Raw genomic sequence first — 17,574 nt, 5'->3', positions numbered from 1 at the left:
GCCTGGCCGCATCACGCCGCGGCCCGCATCCTCTTCGCCGCCGCCACCATCGCCTCCAGCGCCGCGCGGGTCTCCGGCCAGCCACGCGTCTTCAGCCCGCAGTCCGGATTGACCCAGATCTGCTCCGGCGCCAGGACCTCGCGCGCCTTGTCCAGCAGCGCGTGCATCTCGCCGCTGTCCGGAACCCGCGGCGAGTGGATGTCGTACACGCCGGGCCCGATCTGGTTCGGATAGCGGAACTTCACGAATGCATCCAGCAGTTCCATTCGCGAGCGCGAGGTCTCGATGGAGATCACGTCGGCGTCCATCGCCGCCACGGCTTCGATGATGTCGTTGAACTCGGAATAGCACATGTGGGTGTGGATCTGGGTTTCATCGGCCGCCACCGCGGCGGTGATGCGGAAACATTCCACGGCCCAGTCCAGGTACCGCGGCCAATCGGCCCTGCGCAGCGGCAGCCCCTCGCGCAGCGCCGGTTCGTCGATCTGGATCACGCCGATGCCGGCGGCTTCCAGATCGCGGACCTCGTCGCGCAACGCCAGTGCGATCTGCCGGCAGGTCCGGGCGCGCGGCTGGTCGTCGCGCACGAAGGACCATTGCAGCACCGTCACCGGCCCGGTCAGCATGCCCTTCATCGGCCGGGACGTGAGTGATTGCGCGTGCCGCGACCAGCGCACCGTCATCGGGGCCGGCCGCACCACGTCGCCGAAGATGATCGGCGGCTTCACGCAGCGGGAGCCGTAGCTCTGCACCCAGCCGTTGCGGGTGAAGGCGAAGCCATCGAGCTGCTCGCCGAAGTACTCGACCATGTCGTTGCGCTCGAACTCGCCGTGCACCAGCACGTCGATGTCGAGCTCCTCCTGCAGGCGCACGCAGCGCGCGATCTCGGTCGCCAGGAAGGCGTCGTATTCCGCATCGGGCAGTTTCCCGCTGCGGTTGAGCGCACGGGCCTGGCGTACTTCCAGCGTCTGCGGAAAGGAGCCGATGGTCGTGGTCGGATACGGCGGCAGGCGCAGGCCGTCCTGCTGGCGTGCGCGGCGTTCGGGATGGGGCGAAGAACGGCGGGCGGCGGCGGGAGTCAGCGCAGCCAGGCGCTCCGCCACCTCTTGCCGGTGCACGCGCGCGGAACGGCGACGGCTTTCGTGGCGCTCGCGGGCGATGGCCAGCGCGGGCCCGGCCGCGGGCGCATCGTCCAGGGCGGTCGCCAGCAGGCGCAGTTCCTCCAGCTTCTGCCGCGCGAATGCCAGCCAGCCATGCAGTTCGGCATCCAGCCCGGTTTCGCCTTCCACGTCCACCGGCACGTGCAGCAGGGAGCAGGACGGCGCCAGCCACAGCCGGTCGGCACCGACATGGCCCTGCGCGTAGCGCGCGAGCACCAGCGCGTTGTCGAGATTGGCGCGCCAGATGTTGCGGCCGTCGATCAGGCCGAGCGACAGCGTCCGTTCCTTCGGCACGATTTTGAGCACGGCGTCGAGTTGATCCAGCCCGCGCACCAGATCCAAATGCAGGCCATCGACCGGCAGGGTCGCCGCCAGCGGCAGGTTCCCGCCCAGGTCGCCGAAATAGGTGGCCAGCAGCAGCTTCGGGCGCGTCGCTTGCGCCAGGGCGGTGTAGGCGTGCCGGTAGGCCTGTTGCAGCGCCGGGTCGGCATCCAGCACCAGGCAGGGCTCATCGATCTGCACCCATTCGGCGCCGGCGGTGGCCAGCTGCGACAGCAGCTCCGCGTAAGGCGGCAGCAGGCGTTCGAGCAGCGCCAGCGGATCGCCGCCATCGCTCGCCTTGGACAGGCGCAGGAAGCTCACCGGCCCCAGCAGCACCGGCCGCGCGTTGAAACCGGCCGCACGCGCCTCGTTGAACTCGAGCAGCGGCTTGTCGCCACGCAGGCGGAAACCCTGTTCGCGGTGCAGTTCCGGCACCAGGTAGTGGTAGTTGGTGTCGAACCACTTGGTCATTTCCAGCGCGCGCAGATCCACCCCGTCCTGTTGCCGTCCCCGCGCCAGGGCGAAATAGGCCGCCAGCGGATCCGCATCGGCCAGCGCGCGATAGGGTTCCGGGATGGCGTCGAACAGGAAGGCGGTGTCGAGCACGTGGTCGTACAGCGAAAAGTCGTTGCACGGCACGACATCGACGCCCGCGTCGACCTGCAGGCGCCAATGGCGGAGACGCAGCGCGCGCGCGGTGGCGTGCAGTTCTTCGCCGGTGGCGTCGCCGCGCCAATGGGCTTCCAGCGCCCGCTTGAGTTCCCGGCGCACGCCGATGCGCGGGAAACCGAGATTGCCAACAGTCGTCATGATGCATGTCCTCATTCGTGGTCGGATGAGGAACGAAGGACCGCGCCGCCTTCATCGCCGATGGCGATGGCGGACGACGCCAGCGACCTTCGCCCCCTCGGGCGAACCGGAACGGCGAAGGGAGGCGCACGGGCCTGCGCGCGGACGCGACGCGTCCGCGGCAGTTCCGGGCACCTCCCCTCGGAAGTTCCAGGTCATGCGGAAGACTTCGGGTCTTCCGGCCAAGGCAGGTCTTCGGGCTCATGGACGTCGGCCCGATCCGGGGATCGGGGCCGGCCTACTGTCCGCCGCTTCCCGGCCCTTTGGGGGGCCAGTGCTGATGACGGAGGTCGTTTCCAAATACCGCTGCGGGGCAGCGCCGGAATGAGGCCTTTCGGCCCGCACCAGCTTCCCTTTCAATTCCATCGCTTCATTGAGATGAAGCGATGGAAACCTTCAGCCCGTGCACGTTACGGCGACCGGACCCCAGCGTCAAGCGCCGGCCCCGCCACCCGCCCGGCGGCCGCGGGAGCGGGAAAGTCCGGTGCGGCGAACGCCGGGGAAGGCAGCGTCACCTCGGAGGGCAGGTCGCGCAGTTCCCCGGTGCGCAGGAAGCGATGCACGGCCGCCTTGGCCGCCGGCGCGTTGCGCAACTGGTAGAAGACGCCATCGTGGCCGCCGCGATGGATCACGATCGCGTGGCCATTGCGCAGGTAGGGCAACTGCGCCTGCATGTTCTCGATTGGCGTGGAGGTATCCCAATCGCCATGCACCATCAGCACCGGTGTATCGATGGGACGCAGGCGACGGTAGTCGTCGCCCAGGTCCGGCGTGGGCCAACCGGCGGCGGCGGCGAGGTATGGCGCGAATCCGCCGGCGCCCGTGTAGGCGACGGCCGGGTCATGCCGCAACTGGTACTCGCGTTGCGGCGTGATGCCCAGGCTGGTGTCGATCAACGGACCGATGAGCTTGTACGGTTGCGCCTGGCGTCCCGCCGCCACTTCACGCGCCCACCCGATGTAGTGGCCGTGGTACAGCGACAGCACGAAGGCCGGCCAGGTATCGGGCGCGCCGGCTTCCGCCAGCAGCGAGGCCTGCAGGTCCGCCAAGCCGATCACCACCGGCGCGGCATCGTCGTGGAGGTCGACCGTGACCGGGTGCCGGGTGAAGCGATCGCGCAGGTCGTCGATGGCGGCCATCAGGCCGCCGGGTGGCAGATACGGCCTCAGTCCCGGATCGCGGTCGGCTTCGAAGGCGATGCGCTGCATCGTCGCCAGCAGCGGCGACGGCAGATCGTAGCCGTAGTCCAGCGGCTCAATCGAGGCCAGCACCGCGCGCGCGACGATGTCCGGATGGGACCGCATCACCGCGAAGCTCCACTGCGATCCGAAACTGCCACCGAACAGGCTGATGCGCGGGTAGCCCAGCGCGCGTCGGAGATCGTCGATGTCGTCGGCGCAGGCGTCGATGGTGTAGCCGGCCAGATCCTTGTCCGGATGCGCGGCGATGGCCGAAGAAACCCGCATGCGCGCATCCGCGACGTCGTCCTGGGCGGTGAACGCGCGATCGCGCGGCCATGCCGGCGACATCGCGGTCAGTTTTTCGCCGCGCTCGCTGTAGCCGCGCTGCTCGATGACCACCAGGTCCGCGGTATCCCGGTACGTCAGCCAGGACCCCAATCGACTGCGCGCGGCTTCCGTGCGGCCATCAAAGGCATCCAGCACCGCCAGGCCCGGGCCGCCGGGCAGCCAGAACACGGGCGGCGCACCGGTGGGCACGCGTGCGCGGATGCGGGCGAAGCCCACCCCAATCAGGCGGCTGCCGGGGGCGCGGCGGTTTTCCGGCACGTACAGCGTGCCGATTTCGTAGGGCACCGTCGTACCATCCGCGGCGCGAACCGTGCCCGCCGTGACCACGATGTCCCCGGCGCGGTGCGCCTGCGCGAAGGCGCCGGGAGGGATGGAACCCAACATCATCACGACGACCGACAACCACAGCCTGCGCTTCATGGGCGGATTCCCGACGATGGGAGCGTAGCCTCGCCCCGGAGATATCTTTATGTCAAGATATTTTTCATGACCACCCGGCCGACCGATTCCTCCTCCCAACCCGCCCCCGACCTGATCGACCAGTTGCTGGCGGACTGGCGTCGCGAACGACCCGATCTCGACACGTCCGCGATGGCGGTGGCGGGCCGCGTCCTGCATCTGGGCCGCCTGCTGGAGACGCAGGCCGACGAATGCCTGAAGGCGCTGGAACTGAGCTATACGGAGCTGGATCTGCTGGCGACGCTGCGCCGATCCGGGACGCCTTACCGGCTGTCCCCGACCGATCTGCGCCGTTCGGTGCTGCTGACCTCCGGCGCGATGACCGCCTGCCTCAACCGCCTGCAGCGGCGCGGCCTGCTTCGGCGCGAAGCGGATCCACGCGACGGCCGTTCCCTGTTCGCGGTGCTGACCGCCAAGGGCGTCAAGCTGGCGGAGCGCGCCATCGCGCTGCGTTTCGAACAGGCGCGCCTGGCCGTGGCCGGACTGGACGCCGACGAACAGGCGACGCTGGCGGGATTGCTGCGCAAGCTGGGCCAGGGCATGGCCGGGGGCTGATCGATCCCGCCGCGTCGCCGCATCCACCGGCGGACATGGTGCGCGCGCGGGGCGCGGCCCTACACTGATCCGCCCACCCCGCGGCCGCCCCATGCGCCACGATCACATCCTCACCCTGTCCTGCCCCGATCGCACCGGCATCGTCTACCGGGTCACCGGGCTGCTGTTCGAATCGGACTGCAACATCATCGACGCGCAGCAGTTCGGCGACGAGGAATCCGGGCGCTTCTTCCTGCGCGTGCATTTCGACGTGCCGTCCGCGGCGACCCTGCCGACGCTGGAGGCGCGCTTCGAGACGCTGGCCGAGGCATTCGGCATGGCATGGCAAATCCACGATGCGCGCCGCAAGGCGCGCCTGCTGGTGCTGGTCAGCAAGCAGGGACATTGCCTCAACGATCTGCTGTTCCGCGCGCACAGCCGGCAGTTGCCGGTGGAGATCGCGGCGGTGGCTTCCAACCATGCGGACTTCGCCCCGCTCGCTGCCTCCTACGGCGTGCCGTTCCACCATCTTCCGGTCGACGCCGGCAATCGTCCCGCGCAGGAGCGGCGGATCCTGGATCTGGTCGAGGCCGGACAGGTGGATCTGGTGGTGCTGGCGCGTTACATGCAGATTCTCTCGCCGGAACTGTGCGACGCGCTGTCCGGGCGTGCGATCAACATCCATCACAGCTTCCTGCCCAGCTTCAAGGGTGCGCATCCGTACCACCAGGCGCACCGGCGGGGGGTCAAGATCATCGGCGCCACCGCGCACTACGTGACCCGTGATCTGGACGAGGGCCCGATCATCGAGCAGGACATCGCGCGGGTGGATCACGCGATGACGCCGCGCGATCTGGTCCGGCTGGGCAGCGACACCGAATCGCTGGTGCTGGCACGGGCGGTGCGCCGGCACGTGGAGCACCGCATCCTGCTCAACGGGCATCGCACGGTGGTGTTCCGCTGACCCGCGCGGAAGCCGGAAAGGCGCTCAGGACGACGGCAGCACTTCGCGCAGGTAATCGATGAATACCCGCAGCTTGGGCGGCAGGTGTTCGCGCGCCGGATAGTAGATGTGGAAACCGGCGAACGGCGCCTGCCAGGCTTCCAGCACCCGTACCAGCATCCCGCTGCGCAGGTCCGCCTCGACCTGGGACTCGAACACCTGCGCCATGCCCAGGCCCTGCCGCACCAGCGCCAGGCCGAGATCGCTGTCGTTGACGATCAGCCGGCCACCCACTTCCACCTCGAAATCGCAGCCCTCGCGGGTGAACTCCCACGCCATGAGGCAGCCGTTGCTGCGCCGGTAGCGCACGCAGGCGTGGTGCACCAGGTCCGCCGGTTCGGCGGGCGCGGGGTGACGGCGGAAGTAGTCGGGGGTGGCGACAATCGCCTGCCGCTGCATCGGCCCGATCGGCAGCGCGATCATTTCCCGGGCCAGCGATTCGCCGAGGCGGATGCCGGCGTCGAAGCCGCCGCCGACCAGATCCGCCAGCGCCGGATCGACGAACAATTCCACCTCCACCTCTGGCCAGCGCGCCATGAACGCCGGCAGGTGCGGGGCGATCATGCGTTCGGCCACCACCCCGGGCAGGGTGATGCGCAGATGACCGGCGGGCCGGTCGCGCAGGAAGTCCATGTCGCGGAAGGCCTCGTCGATCTGGCGCAGGCCCGGCGCGACCTGCTGTAGGAAGCGCTGGCCGTGTTCGGTCAGCGCGACCCGGCGGGTGGTGCGGTTGAACAGGCGCACGCCGAGCTGGCGTTCCAGCGCGCGCACCGTCTGCGAGAGCGCCGAGGGACTGACCTCCAGTTCCAGCGCCGCGCGGGTGAAGCTGGCGTGGTGGGCCACCCGCGCGAAGGCGAGCACGGCCGGCAACGGATGGGACACCATTGTGAAGTCCGGCTTCAAACAGGATTTGGATATTGCGTCTTTATCGATGCAATCGCCAGTTCTATCGTGCCCGGGTCGCGCCAGCCCTGCATCCGCGCCGGCGTGCCTCCCCCATCCGCAAGGAGTTCCCGATGAAAACCCGCACGCTGGGCCGCAATGGCCCGACCGTCTCCGCCCTGGGCCTGGGCTGCATGGGCATGAGCGCCTTCTACGGCGGCCGTGGCGAAGAAGGCGAATCCATCGCCGTGATCCACCGCGCACTGGAGCGTGGCCTGACCCTGCTGGACACCGCCGACATGTACGGCCCGCACACCAACGAAGTGCTGGTCGGCAAGGCCATCGCCGATCGTCGCGACCAGGTGTTCCTGGCCACCAAGTTCGGCATCCGCCTGGATCCCGCCGACCCGCACGCGCGTGGCGTCGACGGCCGACCCGAATACGTGCAGGCCGCCTGCGAGGGCAGCCTGAAGCGGCTCGGCGTGGATCACATCGATCTTTACTACCAGCACCGGGTCGATCCGCAGGTGCCGATCGAGGACACCGTGGGCGCGATGTCGCGCCTGGTCGAACAGGGCAAGGTGCGTTTCCTGGGCCTGTCCGAGGCCGCGCCGGACACCATCCGCCGCGCCCATGCGGTGCATCCGATCACCGCCGTGCAGACCGAGTACTCGCTGTGGTCGCGCGAACCCGAGAGCAACGGCGTGCTGGATACGGTGCGCGAACTGGGCATCGGCTTCGTGCCCTACTCGCCGCTGGGGCGCGGCTTCCTGACCGGCGCGATCCGCTCGCTGGAGGATTTCGACGCCGACGACTATCGCCGTCATTCGCCGCGCTTCCAGGGCGACAACTTCGCCCGCAACCTCGCGCTGGTGGACCGGGTGCACGCGCTGGCCGCGGACAAGGGCGTGACCGCCGGCCAGCTCGCATTGGCGTGGGTGCTGGCGCAGGGCGATGACCTGGTGCCGATTCCTGGCACCAAGCGCCTGCGCTACCTGGAGGAAAACCTGGACGCGCTGGACGTGGTGCTGGCGCCGGAGGAACTGGCCGGCATCGAAGCCGCGTTCCCGCTGGAAGCGGTGGCCGGCGATCGCTACACCGCCGCCGGCATGGCGATGGTCAGCCGCTGAGGAGCAGTCGCTGAGGATCGGCGGATCCCGCCACGCGTCCGGCCATCGCCGGGCGCGCGGTGGCAGGTTTCCGTCACAGGCCCAGCCACTGGCGCAGCGGATGCGCCGGATCCGCCAGCAGGCGGATCGCCAGCGCGATGGACACGGTCACCAGCAGCGGCTTGATGATCTTCGCGCCCTGCTTCATCGCGAAACGCGAACCCAACTGCGCGCCGATGAACTGCCCGGCGCCCATCGCCAGGCCGACCTTCCACAGCACCGCGCCGGTGGCGAGGAACACCGCGAAGCCGCCGACGTTGGAGCCGAAGTTGAGGAACTTGGTGTGCGCGGTGGCCTTGAGGATGCCGTAGCCGGCCAGGCTGACGAAGCCCAGCATCAGGAACGAACCGGTGCCCGGGCCGAACACGCCGTCATAGAAACCCACCACCGGCACGAAGCCGAAACCGAACGCGGTCACGCCCATGCGGCGATGCTTGTCCACGTCGCCGATGTTGGGCTTGAGCCCGAAGTACACCGCGATGGCGATCAGCAGGAACGGCAGCGCCGCCTTCAGCCAGTCGCCCGGCACCACCGTCGCCAGCAACGCGCCGCCCACCGCGCCCAACGCCGCCATCAGCGCCATCGGCCATTGCATGCGCAGGTCGACGTGGCCGTGGCGCGCGTAGCTCCAGCTGGCCGACGCGGATCCGAACAGCGATTGCAGCTTGTTGGTCCCCAGCGTCTGCAACGGCGGAATGCCGGCCAGCAGCATCGCCGGAATGGTGATCATGCCGCCGCCGCCGGCGATGGAATCGATGAATCCGGCCAGCAGGCCAGCAAGGAACAGCAGCAGCAGGACCTGCAGGGCGATCTCGGGCATGGGCGTTTCTGGGGAAGGGGACGACGGCGGCTCCTCGGGCCGCTCGGGCCAACTGGAACGCGTCTGACAATGATAGTCGCGATGCGCACGGCGCGTCGGGAAACGGCTAGCATCGGACGTCCCCGATACGGAGTCCGATGATGCGCGTCGCCCTGCCCATCCTTCCGCTGCTGTCCGCGTTCCTGCTGTGCCCCGCGCAGGCGTCGGCCGCCGATGTCGCGCAGCGCCCCGAGGTCGCCGCCGCCGCGCAGCAGCTGCAGGACAAGGTGCTGACCTGGCGACGCGACTTCCACCAGCATCCGGAACTTTCCAACCGCGAGGAACGCACCGCCGCGCAGGTGGCCGCGCACCTGCGCAAGCTGGGCCTGCAACCGAGAACAGGCGTGGCTCATCATGGCGTCACCGCGGTCATCAAGGGCGGCAAGCCGGGCCCGCGCGTGGCCCTGCGCGCGGACATGGACGCGTTGCCGGTGACCGAACAAACCGGCCTGCCGTTCGCCTCCAAGGCCACGTCGACCTACCGCGGCGAGACCGTGGGCGTGATGCACGCCTGCGGCCACGATGCGCATACCAGCATCCTGATGGGCGTGGCCGAGGCGCTGGTGGCGATGCGCGAGGATCTGCCGGGCGAAGTGCTGCTGGTGTTCCAGCCGGCCGAGGAAGGGCCGCCGGACAACGAGGAAGGCGGCGCCGCGATGATGCTGCGGCAGGGCATCTTCCGCGATTTCAAGCCCGACGCCGTGTTCGGGCTGCACGTGACTTCAGCGCTGCCGGTGGGCCACATCGGCGTGCGCAGCGGCCCGTTGATGGCGGCCTCCAACCGCTTCAGCCTGCGCGTGATCGGGCGTCAGACGCACGGTTCCCGCCCTTGGGGCGGCATCGATCCGATCGTGGCGATGGCGGACGTCATCGGAACCGCGCAGACCATCGTCAGCCGTCGCACCGACATCTCGCGGTTGCCCGCGGTGGTCTCGTTCGGTGCCGTCAAAGGGGGCATCCGCCACAACATCATTCCCGACGAAGTACAGGCGCTGGGCACCCTGCGCACTTTCGACGACGGCATGCGCGACGCCATATTCGCCGATCTCGCCAATGTCACCGAACACGTCGCCGCGGCACACGGTGCCCGCGCGGTGCTGGATATCGAACGTGACGATGCCTACCCGGCGACCATCAACAATCCCGAACTCACCGCGCGGATGCTGCCGTCGCTGCAACGGGTGGCGGGCGTGGGCAATGTGATCGAACCGCCGCTGCAAATGGCGTCGGAGGATTTCTCCCAGTACGCACGCCAGGCGCCGGGGCTGTTTTTCTTCGTCGGGTCCACGGCCGTGGGCGTCGACGCCGAAACCGCGCCGAGCAACCATTCGCCCCAGTTCCTGCTCGATGAGGGCGCGCTGGACGTGGGTTTCCGCGCGCTGCTGCAGGTCACCCTGGATTATCTGAACGGTGCACCGGCACCTGCCCCGGCCACTGCCGGCTAGGCCTGCCTTTCCCGGCGGGGTTCAGTCCCGGTCGGCTCCGTCCACGGCCGCCGTGACGGTCACCCGGTAGCGCGCCTCGCGCGCCGGCGGCACGTCCTTTTCCCACGACCGCCGATACACCAGCCGCACTTGCGCGGTGCCCGCGCGTTCGGCGACGAAGCGCCAACGCGACACGCCGCCGGCGCCCGGCATCGGCGGCGACGCGGGCGCGGCCTCGGCAACGGGAGGCGGGTCGACCCGGCGCAAGACCGGCGCGCCGGTCTCGATGAGTTCCCAGCCATAGCCGGTGCTGGCGTTGGCCGGCAGCGCGAGATCGAGGAATCCGCCCACCGCCAGTTCCCGCGCTTCGGCGCTGGCGTCACCCGCCGACGTGGCCGTCGCGGGCCCGGCGGAAGGCGGTGGCGGGGATGTGCCCGGCGGCTGCGCGCAGGCCGCCAGCAGGCAGGCCAGCCCGGCCGCGATGTCGTGACGCATTCCGAGGCTTCCCATGGCGCTCTCCCAGACGGCCTGGCGTACAGGCGGGCGGGACTAAACTAACACCATGAGCAAGCCCGAAGATTCCCTGCTGGGGCGCGAAGTCGCCTATCCGGATCACTACGATCCCAGCCTGCTGTTCCCGATTCCGCGCCGCCAGGCGCGCGCGGAGATCGGCATCGCCGACGACACGCTGCCGTTCGCCGGACACGACCGCTGGCACGCCTATGAGCTGAGCTGGCTGGACGCGCGCGGCAAGCCGCGGGTCGCCACCGCGACCTTCACCGTGCCCTGCGATTCGCCGAACCTGATCGAATCCAAGTCGCTCAAGCTGTTCCTCAATTCGCTCAACGCCACCCGCTTCAACAGCGATGCCGCGGTGCTGGAGTGCATCCGTACCGACCTGTCCGCGCGCGCGAGCGCCGACGTGACGGTGGCATTCGGCTTGCCGCCGATGACCGAAGCGATCGAGGGCGAATCGCTGGACGAACTGGACGTGGAGATCGATCACTACGGCCCGCCGCGCCCGGAGGGACTGCTGATCGACAGCGCCGTGCTGGTGGAGGAAACCCTAGTGTCGGCGCTGCTCAAATCCAACTGTCCGGTCACCGGCCAGCCTGACTGGGCCACGGTGATCATCCGCTACGCGGGTCCGCGCATCGATCGCGCCGAACTGCTGCGCTATCTGGTCGGGTTCCGCGATCACGCCGAGTTCCATGAGCAGTGCGTCGAACGCATCCATTGCGATTTGATGACGCATTGCTCGCCGCAATGGCTGTCGGTGGAAGCGCGCTATACCCGCCGCGGGGGGCTGGACATCAATCCCTGGCGCGCCACCCCGGGCGTAACCGCGCTTCCGGCGCAACGTGAACCGCGCCAATAGCCGGTGGCTGAAGGCCACGCCGGCCTTCACACCAATGCCATGATTTCTTAACAGGGCGCATGCAAGGCTAGCTCGTCCCAACATCCTGCACGGAAGGACGGTTGTGTATGAGCAACGAGAAGAAAGCGGATTTTTCGGGCGTCACCGCGAAGGTGGATTCCACCGAGCAACTCGTGGAGAAGGCTGACTTCTCCGGTGTCACCGCACGGGTGGACAGCACCGAGGAACTGGTCGGCGAACAGAGCTACACGATCGAGAAGGGCGACACGCTCTCCAAGATCGCCAAGGAACACTACGGCAGTGCCAATGCCTGGAAGCACATCTTCGAGGCCAATCGCGACGTTATCGAGGATCCGGATCGGATCTTCCCGGGCCAGGTGATCAAGCTGCCTCCCAAGGACAGCATCGCCTGACCGCGCGCTCACCCTACCGACCATTCAACGGCTGACACAAGGACTGACACCATGAAGCAGAACCGCATTTCCTATGCCCTGATGATCGCGCTGGCCGGCACCGTGGCCCTGGCCGCCTGCAAGAAGAAGGAAGAGCCGGTCGCCGCACCGCCGGCGGCGACGGAACCCGCTCCGGCTCCGGCGCCCGCTCCGGCCGAACCCGCTCCCGCTCCGGTGAGTGCGACCAGTGTGACCGTGGGCAACACCGCGGCCGCCGACAAGTCGGTTGCAGCCGTTTCCACCTTCACCCCGAAGGACAAGATCATCGTTTCGGTGAAGACCGATGCGAGCGCCCCGGCCAATGCCAATATCGATGCCAAGTTGACCTACCAGGACGGGCAGGTTGCTGGCCAGAAGACTCAAGCCATCAAGGCCGAGGATGCCGGCACCACGAACATCGAATTCACCAATGCCAATCCCTGGCCCGCCGGCAAGTACAAGGTCGACGTGACCTTGGATGGGCAGGCCGTCGGCATGACCCAGGAAATCGAAGTCAAGTAATCCCACCCTCTCTCCCACCCTGGTGGGCAAGCTCGGGCGCGATGCGAATCGCGCCCGCTTTTTTTGTTGCGACGTCCCGCCATGCCGCGGGCCATACGCCGGGCCACGGTGATCCGGGTTTTGCCCATGGCTGCATAAACCGCGACAATGGGGGTCCGCTTCACCCCGTCGTACCCCACGCCCTTTGCGGGACCCTTTTTTGTTCACCCTGCGCGCGGTCCGCCGCGTGCCATCTCAACCGGGAGCAGTTCCATGGCAGAACCTGTCCTCACCCCGCCCCCCGGCGGTGAGAAGATCACCATCTCCGGCGGCAAGCTCAATGTCCCCAACCACCCGATCATTCCCTTCATCGAGGGTGACGGCACCGGTCCGGACATCTGGCGCGCCAGCGTCCGCGTGCTCGACGCGGCGGTGGAAAAAGCCTACGGCGGCGCCAAGAAGATCCATTGGCTGGAAGTGTTCGCCGGCGAGAAATCGAACAACCAGTTCGGCACCTGGCTGCCGGATTCGACCGTGCAGGCCTGCCGCGACTATCTGGTCTCGATCAAGGGCCCGCTGACCACGCCGGTCGGCGGCGGCATCCGCTCGCTCAACGTGGCGCTGCGCCAGATGCTGGACCTGTACGTCTGCCTGCGCCCGGTGCGCTGGTTCGAGGGCGTGCCCTCGCCGGTCAAGAAGCCGGGCGACGTCGACATGGTGATCTTCCGCGAGAACACCGAGGACATCTACGCCGGCATCGAATGGGCCGGCGGCAGCGCCGAGTCGCAGAAGGTGCTGGACTTCCTGGCCAAGGAATTCCCGCAGGCGTTCGGCAAGATCCGCTTCGGCACCCAGGAAAAGGCCAACGAGTGGCAGCAGGCGCTGGAAGGCATCGGCGCGCCGCACCGCGAGGTGGGCGTGGACGTCGGCCTGGGCATCAAGCCGGTCAGCCGCCTGGGCACCGAGCGCCTGGTCCACAGCGCCATCCAGTACGCCATCGACAACGGCCGCAAGTCGGTCACGCTGGTGCACAAGGGCAACATCATGAAGTTCACCGAGGGTGGCTTCCGTGACTGGGGCTACCAGGTGGCACGCGACTACTTCGGCGCGGTGGAGCTGGACGGCGGTCCGTGGCACGTGATTCCGGAAGGCAAGCCGGGCGCGGGCATCGTCATCAAGGACGCCATCGCCGATGCGTTCCTGCAGCAGATCCTGCTGCGTCCGCGCGAGTACGACGTGTCCGCCACGCTCAACCTCAATGGTGACTACCTGTCCGACGCGCTGGCCGCGCAGGTCGGCGGCATCGGCATCGCGCCGGGCGCCAACATCAACTACGTGACCGGCCACGCGGTGTTCGAGGCGACCCACGGCACCGCGCCCAAGTACGCCGATCTGGACAAGGTGAACCCGGGTTCGGTGATCCTGTCCGGCGAGATGATGCTGCGCTACATGGGCTGGACCGAGGCCGCCGACAAGATCATCGACGGCGTCAACAAGGCCATCGCCAGCAAGCGCGTGACCTACGACTTCGCCCGCCTGATGGAGGGCGCCACCGAAGTGAAGTGCAGCGAGTTCGCCGACGAGATCATCAAGCACCTGTGAGGTGCTGATCCGCGGTTGATGTCGTGGACGCCCGGCCTTGTGCCGGGCGTCTTCTTTTTGGGGGGCGATTCCCGCAACTCCGCGCCAAAGGCAAATCCCCCTCGGTCCCCCTTTTTCAAAGGGGGAGGCAAAGCCGGTTTCCGAGCGTCGGGGTTGCTCGTCTGCCCCTTTGAAAATGGGGGCGGGCGCCGAAGGCGGTGGGGGATTGGCTCTTCGCGCCAAAGGCAAATCCCCCTCGGTCCCCCCTTTTTCAAAGGAGGAGGCAAGGCCGCTTTCCGAGCGTCGGGGTTGATCGTCAGCCCCCTTTGAAAAAGGGGGCGGGCGCCGAAGGCGACGGGGGATGGGCTCTTCGCGCGACAGGCAAGTCCCTTAGTCCCCTCTTTCGCTTGCAACAACCTCCGGCCGATCAAGGCGAAGTAAAGCGCGTCGCTCCCGAGCCGGCGCCGCGCGCTCACCGGAACAACGACAGCGCGGTCATCTCGCGCCGCCGGCGGGCGTGCAGCACCCGCAGGGCGCGCTCGTGGCGTTCCGGCGGGACCGGACGCCGCGTCGGGCGCTGCTCGCCGTCGCTCGCGCGGAGCGCTTCGGTGCTGGCGATGTGGCCATCGAGAAACAGCATGCCCTGGCTGACGGCGCCCAGTTCACGCCACCACGAATGTTTCGTTTCGGTACGCATGGGATTCTCCTGCCGCCGGGACGTCCGGCTTGAACAGGAACCAAGTTAGGCTCATCCTGATCGCCGAAAAAGCGAAACCTCCGCAAGCCAGCCTTGAACCGGGTTCAACATGGACCAATCCGCATGAGCCGTTTGCCGCTGGACCAGATCGACGCCTTCGTCACCGCCGCGCGGCTGAGGAACCTCACCCGCGCGGCCGAGGCCATGCACCTGACGGTGAGCGCGCTCAGCCACCGGATGCGACTGCTGGAAGAGCGGGTCGGCCACAAGTTGCTCGCACGCGGACCGCGCGGGGTCGAACTGACCCCGGAGGGCCAGCGCCTGTTCGACGCGGTGGCCACGCCGCTGGACGCGATCGGCCACGCGCTGCAACGGATGTCGGCGCGCAATGACCACGTCATCACCCTGAGCCTGATTCCGTCGATGGCCACCGCCTGGCTGGTGCCGCGCCTGCCCGATTTCCTGGCCGCCCATCCGGAGCTCGGCCTGAACCTGCAATCGAGCACCCACGTGGTGGATTTCGATCGCGAACCGGTGGACGTGGCACTGCGGCTGGGTGGCGGCCGCTGGCCCGGCGTCCGTGCCGAACTGCTGTTTCACGAGTGGATCCAGCCGGTCGCCAGCCCGGCCTTCCTCAAGCGCCACGGCAAGCCGGCGCTTGCGCGCATCGGCAGCCTGCCGCTGCTGGGCGATCCCTCCGACCGCTGGAAGGAATGGTTCGCGGAATTCGGTGGCGAGGTGCCGCGCCGCTTCGTGGCCCAGTTCGACGATACCGAGACCCTGCACCAGGCCGCCGCGCAGGGCATGGGTGTGGCGCTGGCGCGGCTCACCCTCGCCGAACCGCTGATCAAGGCGGGCCGGCTAGTCCCGCTGACCGGCAAATGCCTGCAGGCCGACTTCGCCCACTACCTGGTCTATCCGGAGCGCAGCCTGATCCATCCGGACTTCCAGACCGTGCGCAAATGGGTACTGGAGCAGGCGCGGGTGGACGCATGATCCAGCCGACCGTCATCGCCACCCTCATCCACGACGCGTTCGCCGACTACCACGCGCGCTTCGCCGAGATCACCCAGCGTGCGCGCCACCGGTTCGAGGTCATGGACTGGGCGGGCGCACGCGCGGACGCGGTCGAGCGCATCGAGCTGTACGACGAATGCATCGCCGAATGCGCGCTGCGCCTGCAGGCGGCGCTGCTGGATCACGCGCATGACCGTACCCTGTGGTCGGCGGTGCGCGACGGCTATGACCGGCTGATCGCGGATCTGATCGACCGCGAGCTGTACAAGACCTTCTACAACACCCTGACCCGACGCTTCTTCAAGACCCGCGGCGTGGATCCGTCGATCGAGTTCATCGCGATGGACATCGAACCGACCGACGCGATCACCCATCCGGTCGCCCGGCACAGCTACGCGGTCTCCGAGCAGCGTCCTACCGATACCTTCGTGCGGGTGCTGGGCGATTACCGTTTCGACATCCCCTACGCGCACCGCACCCGCTGCGCGGCGTCGATTGCCATCCGCCTGCAGGACGATCTGGCGCACTGGGGCGAGAACCCTGTGCGCGGGATCGAACTGCTGGACACGGTGTTCTACCGCGAACGTCGCGCCTACTTGGTTGGCCGGGTGTTCGGCGAGCACCGCTTCTCGCCCTGCGTGATCGCGCTGGTCAACGACGGCGGCAAACTGAAGGCCGAGGCGGTGCTGACCCGGCGCGGCGACGTGGCGCACCTGTTCGGCACCTCGCGCAGCTACTTCCATGCGGACCTGTCCACCGTCGGCGACGCGGTGGTGTTCCTGCGCTCATTGCTGCCAGGCAAGCCGATCGACGAGATCTACACGGTGCTGGGCCGGGCCAAGCAGGGCAAGACCGAGCGCTTCCGAACCTTCTTCCATCACTTCGACACCCAGGCCGGCGAACAGCTGGTACAGGCCGAGGGCACGCCGGGCATGGTGATGGCGGTATTCACCCTGCCCAGCTATCCGCTGGTGTTCAAGATCATCCGCGACCGCTTCGCCTATCCCAAGGAAGTCAGCCGCAAGGACGTGGAGGATCGCTACAACCTGGTGTTCCACCTGGATCGCGTCGGCCGCCTGCTGGATACCCAACCCTACCGCTTCCTGCGTTTTCCGCGCGCGCGCTTCGCTCCCGCGCTACTGGAGGAATTGCTATCCACCTGCGGGCACGGCATCACCGAGGACGGCGACGATCTGATCATCCACCTGTGCTACGTGCAGCGGCGGCTGCGTCCGCTCAACCTGTACCTGCGCGAGCAGAAGCCGGAGGCCGCGCTCGCCGCCGCGATCGATTACGGCCAGGCGATCAAGGACATGGCGCGCAACAACATCTTCCCCGGCGACATGCTGCTGAAGAATTTCGGCGTGTCGCGGCACGGCCGCGCGGTGTTCTACGACTACGACGAACTGTGCCTGGTCACCGACTGCCATTTCCGCGACTGGCCGCAACCGACCTGCTACGAAGAGGAAATGGCCGACGGGCCGTGGTTCTACGTCGGTCCTGGCGACGTGTTTCCGGAACGCTTCCCGCAGTTCCTCGGCCTGCCCGCGCCGCAGGCGAGCGCATTGCGCGCCGCGCATGGCGATCTGTTCCGCGCCGGCTGGTGGCGCGATCTGCAGGCACGGCTGGCCGCCGGCGACTATCCGGACACGCCGCCCTATCCGGATGCGTTGAAGCTGGCCTAGGCGACGCCACGGGTCACACAGGATCGCGCACCAGGACGATCGTCGCCAGCGATCCGATCATGGCCCGCTGACGGCGGGCGCGTTACCTTTGACGC

The 17,574-nt window shown here is 68.0% G+C and carries 16 protein-coding genes and 1 riboswitch; of the genes, 10 read left to right on the top strand and 6 right to left on the bottom strand.

What is annotated here, in order from left to right:
* Positions 1 to 11: 11 nt before the first annotated feature.
* Together metE and FG323_RS12365 are read right to left on the bottom strand one after the other, a co-directional pair.
* Positions 12 to 2,291: a 5-methyltetrahydropteroyltriglutamate--homocysteine S-methyltransferase gene (gene metE, locus FG323_RS12370; protein WP_141454991.1), complete on the bottom strand. Its 2,280-nt coding sequence runs from the start codon at positions 2,289 to 2,291 to the stop codon at positions 12 to 14.
* Between the two features lie 207 nt (positions 2,292 to 2,498).
* Positions 2,499 to 2,743, bottom strand: a riboswitch (cobalamin riboswitch).
* A complete protein-coding gene (locus tag FG323_RS12365) occupies positions 2,741 to 4,279 on the bottom strand; it encodes an alpha/beta hydrolase (RefSeq protein ID WP_141454990.1) in 1,539 nt (512 codons plus the stop codon). Its footprint overlaps the riboswitch before it by 3 nt.
* Before the next feature lie 66 nt (positions 4,280 to 4,345).
* On the opposite strand from FG323_RS12365, the gene FG323_RS12360 reads away from it, so the two are divergent.
* On the top strand, positions 4,346 to 4,873 hold the full coding sequence (locus FG323_RS12360) for a MarR family transcriptional regulator (protein ID WP_141454989.1): 528 nt from the start codon (positions 4,346 to 4,348) through the stop codon (positions 4,871 to 4,873).
* A 91-nt stretch (positions 4,874 to 4,964) separates the two neighbouring features.
* Positions 4,965 to 5,816 carry a formyltetrahydrofolate deformylase gene (gene purU / locus FG323_RS12355; protein WP_141454988.1) on the top strand — a complete coding sequence of 284 codons (852 nt, stop codon included), beginning with the start codon at positions 4,965 to 4,967 and terminating at the stop codon, positions 5,814 to 5,816.
* A gap of 24 nt (positions 5,817 to 5,840) precedes the next feature.
* Here purU and FG323_RS12350 read toward each other — a convergent pair whose 3' ends face one another.
* A complete protein-coding gene (locus FG323_RS12350; RefSeq protein WP_141454987.1) occupies positions 5,841 to 6,740 on the bottom strand; it encodes a LysR family transcriptional regulator in 900 nt (299 codons plus the stop codon).
* A gap of 131 nt (positions 6,741 to 6,871) precedes the next feature.
* Here FG323_RS12350 and FG323_RS12345 point away from each other — a divergent pair, with 131 nt between their 5' ends.
* Complete coding sequence (locus FG323_RS12345; RefSeq protein WP_141454986.1) at positions 6,872 to 7,867, top strand: aldo/keto reductase; 996 nt, start codon at positions 6,872 to 6,874, stop codon at positions 7,865 to 7,867.
* A gap of 73 nt (positions 7,868 to 7,940) precedes the next feature.
* Here the strand turns inward: FG323_RS12345 and FG323_RS12340 are convergent, their stop codons facing one another.
* Positions 7,941 to 8,726 (bottom strand): TSUP family transporter, encoded by a 786-nt coding sequence (locus FG323_RS12340; protein ID WP_141454985.1) that lies wholly within the window; start codon positions 8,724 to 8,726, stop codon positions 7,941 to 7,943.
* A 140-nt stretch (positions 8,727 to 8,866) separates the two neighbouring features.
* Here FG323_RS12340 and FG323_RS12335 point away from each other — a divergent pair, with 140 nt between their 5' ends.
* Complete coding sequence (locus FG323_RS12335) at positions 8,867 to 10,210, top strand: amidohydrolase (protein WP_141454984.1); 1,344 nt, start codon at positions 8,867 to 8,869, stop codon at positions 10,208 to 10,210.
* Between the two features lie 21 nt (positions 10,211 to 10,231).
* On the opposite strand, the gene FG323_RS12330 is transcribed toward FG323_RS12335, so the two are convergent.
* A complete protein-coding gene (locus FG323_RS12330; RefSeq protein WP_181444204.1) occupies positions 10,232 to 10,684 on the bottom strand; it encodes a protease inhibitor I42 family protein in 453 nt (150 codons plus the stop codon).
* 67 nt (positions 10,685 to 10,751) lie between these two features.
* On the opposite strand from FG323_RS12330, the gene queF reads away from it, so the two are divergent.
* The 4 genes from queF (at position 10,752) to icd (ending at position 14,101) form a co-directional block, all read left to right on the top strand.
* Positions 10,752 to 11,567, top strand: coding sequence for an NADPH-dependent 7-cyano-7-deazaguanine reductase QueF (gene queF, locus FG323_RS12325; RefSeq protein ID WP_141454982.1), 816 nt, complete (start codon positions 10,752 to 10,754; stop codon positions 11,565 to 11,567).
* A 107-nt stretch (positions 11,568 to 11,674) separates the two neighbouring features.
* Positions 11,675 to 11,980 carry a LysM peptidoglycan-binding domain-containing protein gene (locus tag FG323_RS12320; RefSeq protein WP_141454981.1) on the top strand — a complete coding sequence of 102 codons (306 nt, stop codon included), beginning with the start codon at positions 11,675 to 11,677 and terminating at the stop codon, positions 11,978 to 11,980.
* 51 nt (positions 11,981 to 12,031) lie between these two features.
* Positions 12,032 to 12,520, top strand: a complete 489-nt coding sequence (locus FG323_RS12315) for a hypothetical protein (RefSeq protein ID WP_141454980.1) — start codon at positions 12,032 to 12,034, stop codon at positions 12,518 to 12,520.
* 252 nt (positions 12,521 to 12,772) lie between these two features.
* Entirely contained in the window at positions 12,773 to 14,101 is a 1,329-nt protein-coding gene (icd, locus tag FG323_RS12310; protein ID WP_141454979.1) for an isocitrate dehydrogenase (NADP(+)), read from the top strand.
* Positions 14,102 to 14,552: 451 nt separating this feature from the next.
* Here icd and FG323_RS12305 read toward each other — a convergent pair whose 3' ends face one another.
* Entirely contained in the window at positions 14,553 to 14,777 is a 225-nt protein-coding gene (locus tag FG323_RS12305; RefSeq protein WP_141454978.1) for a hypothetical protein, read from the bottom strand.
* Between the two features lie 123 nt (positions 14,778 to 14,900).
* On the opposite strand from FG323_RS12305, the gene FG323_RS12300 reads away from it, so the two are divergent.
* Together FG323_RS12300 and aceK are read left to right on the top strand one after the other, a co-directional pair.
* Complete coding sequence (locus tag FG323_RS12300; RefSeq protein ID WP_141454977.1) at positions 14,901 to 15,773, top strand: LysR substrate-binding domain-containing protein; 873 nt, start codon at positions 14,901 to 14,903, stop codon at positions 15,771 to 15,773.
* The gene (gene aceK, locus FG323_RS12295; RefSeq protein WP_181444203.1) at positions 15,770 to 17,479 is read left to right on the top strand and encodes a bifunctional isocitrate dehydrogenase kinase/phosphatase; all 1,710 of its coding nucleotides are present in this window, start codon (positions 15,770 to 15,772) and stop codon (positions 17,477 to 17,479) included. Before FG323_RS12300 ends, aceK begins: the two co-directional genes overlap by 4 nt.
* The last annotated feature ends 95 nt before the right edge of the window (positions 17,480 to 17,574 follow it).

It is taken from the genome of Pseudoxanthomonas sp. z9, from assembly GCF_006542425.1.
GTDB lineage: Bacteria > Pseudomonadota > Gammaproteobacteria > Xanthomonadales > Xanthomonadaceae > Pseudoxanthomonas_A.
Note: the sequence above shows the minus strand (reverse complement) of the source record. Positions and strands in the feature narration are given on the sequence as shown.

What these genes read in the sequence shown, in the direction of transcription:
- metE (WP_141454991.1), bottom strand. Translation starts at nt 2,291, where the DNA reads ATGACGACTGTTGGCAATCTCGGTTTCCCGCGCATCGGCGTGCGCCGG.
- FG323_RS12365 (WP_141454990.1), bottom strand. Translation starts at nt 4,279, where the DNA reads ATGAAGCGCAGGCTGTGGTTGTCGGTCGTCGTGATGATGTTGGGTTCC.
- FG323_RS12360 (WP_141454989.1), top strand. Translation starts at nt 4,346, where the DNA reads ATGACCACCCGGCCGACCGATTCCTCCTCCCAACCCGCCCCCGACCTG.
- purU (WP_141454988.1), top strand. Translation starts at nt 4,965, where the DNA reads ATGCGCCACGATCACATCCTCACCCTGTCCTGCCCCGATCGCACCGGC.
- FG323_RS12350 (WP_141454987.1), bottom strand. Translation starts at nt 6,740, where the DNA reads ATGGTGTCCCATCCGTTGCCGGCCGTGCTCGCCTTCGCGCGGGTGGCC.
- FG323_RS12345 (WP_141454986.1), top strand. Translation starts at nt 6,872, where the DNA reads ATGAAAACCCGCACGCTGGGCCGCAATGGCCCGACCGTCTCCGCCCTG.
- FG323_RS12340 (WP_141454985.1), bottom strand. Translation starts at nt 8,726, where the DNA reads ATGCCCGAGATCGCCCTGCAGGTCCTGCTGCTGCTGTTCCTTGCTGGC.
- FG323_RS12335 (WP_141454984.1), top strand. Translation starts at nt 8,867, where the DNA reads ATGCGCGTCGCCCTGCCCATCCTTCCGCTGCTGTCCGCGTTCCTGCTG.
- FG323_RS12330 (WP_181444204.1), bottom strand. Translation starts at nt 10,684, where the DNA reads ATGCGTCACGACATCGCGGCCGGGCTGGCCTGCCTGCTGGCGGCCTGC.
- queF (WP_141454982.1), top strand. Translation starts at nt 10,752, where the DNA reads ATGAGCAAGCCCGAAGATTCCCTGCTGGGGCGCGAAGTCGCCTATCCG.
- FG323_RS12320 (WP_141454981.1), top strand. Translation starts at nt 11,675, where the DNA reads ATGAGCAACGAGAAGAAAGCGGATTTTTCGGGCGTCACCGCGAAGGTG.
- FG323_RS12315 (WP_141454980.1), top strand. Translation starts at nt 12,032, where the DNA reads ATGAAGCAGAACCGCATTTCCTATGCCCTGATGATCGCGCTGGCCGGC.
- icd (WP_141454979.1), top strand. Translation starts at nt 12,773, where the DNA reads ATGGCAGAACCTGTCCTCACCCCGCCCCCCGGCGGTGAGAAGATCACC.
- FG323_RS12305 (WP_141454978.1), bottom strand. Translation starts at nt 14,777, where the DNA reads ATGCGTACCGAAACGAAACATTCGTGGTGGCGTGAACTGGGCGCCGTC.
- FG323_RS12300 (WP_141454977.1), top strand. Translation starts at nt 14,901, where the DNA reads ATGAGCCGTTTGCCGCTGGACCAGATCGACGCCTTCGTCACCGCCGCG.
- aceK (WP_181444203.1), top strand. Translation starts at nt 15,770, where the DNA reads ATGATCCAGCCGACCGTCATCGCCACCCTCATCCACGACGCGTTCGCC.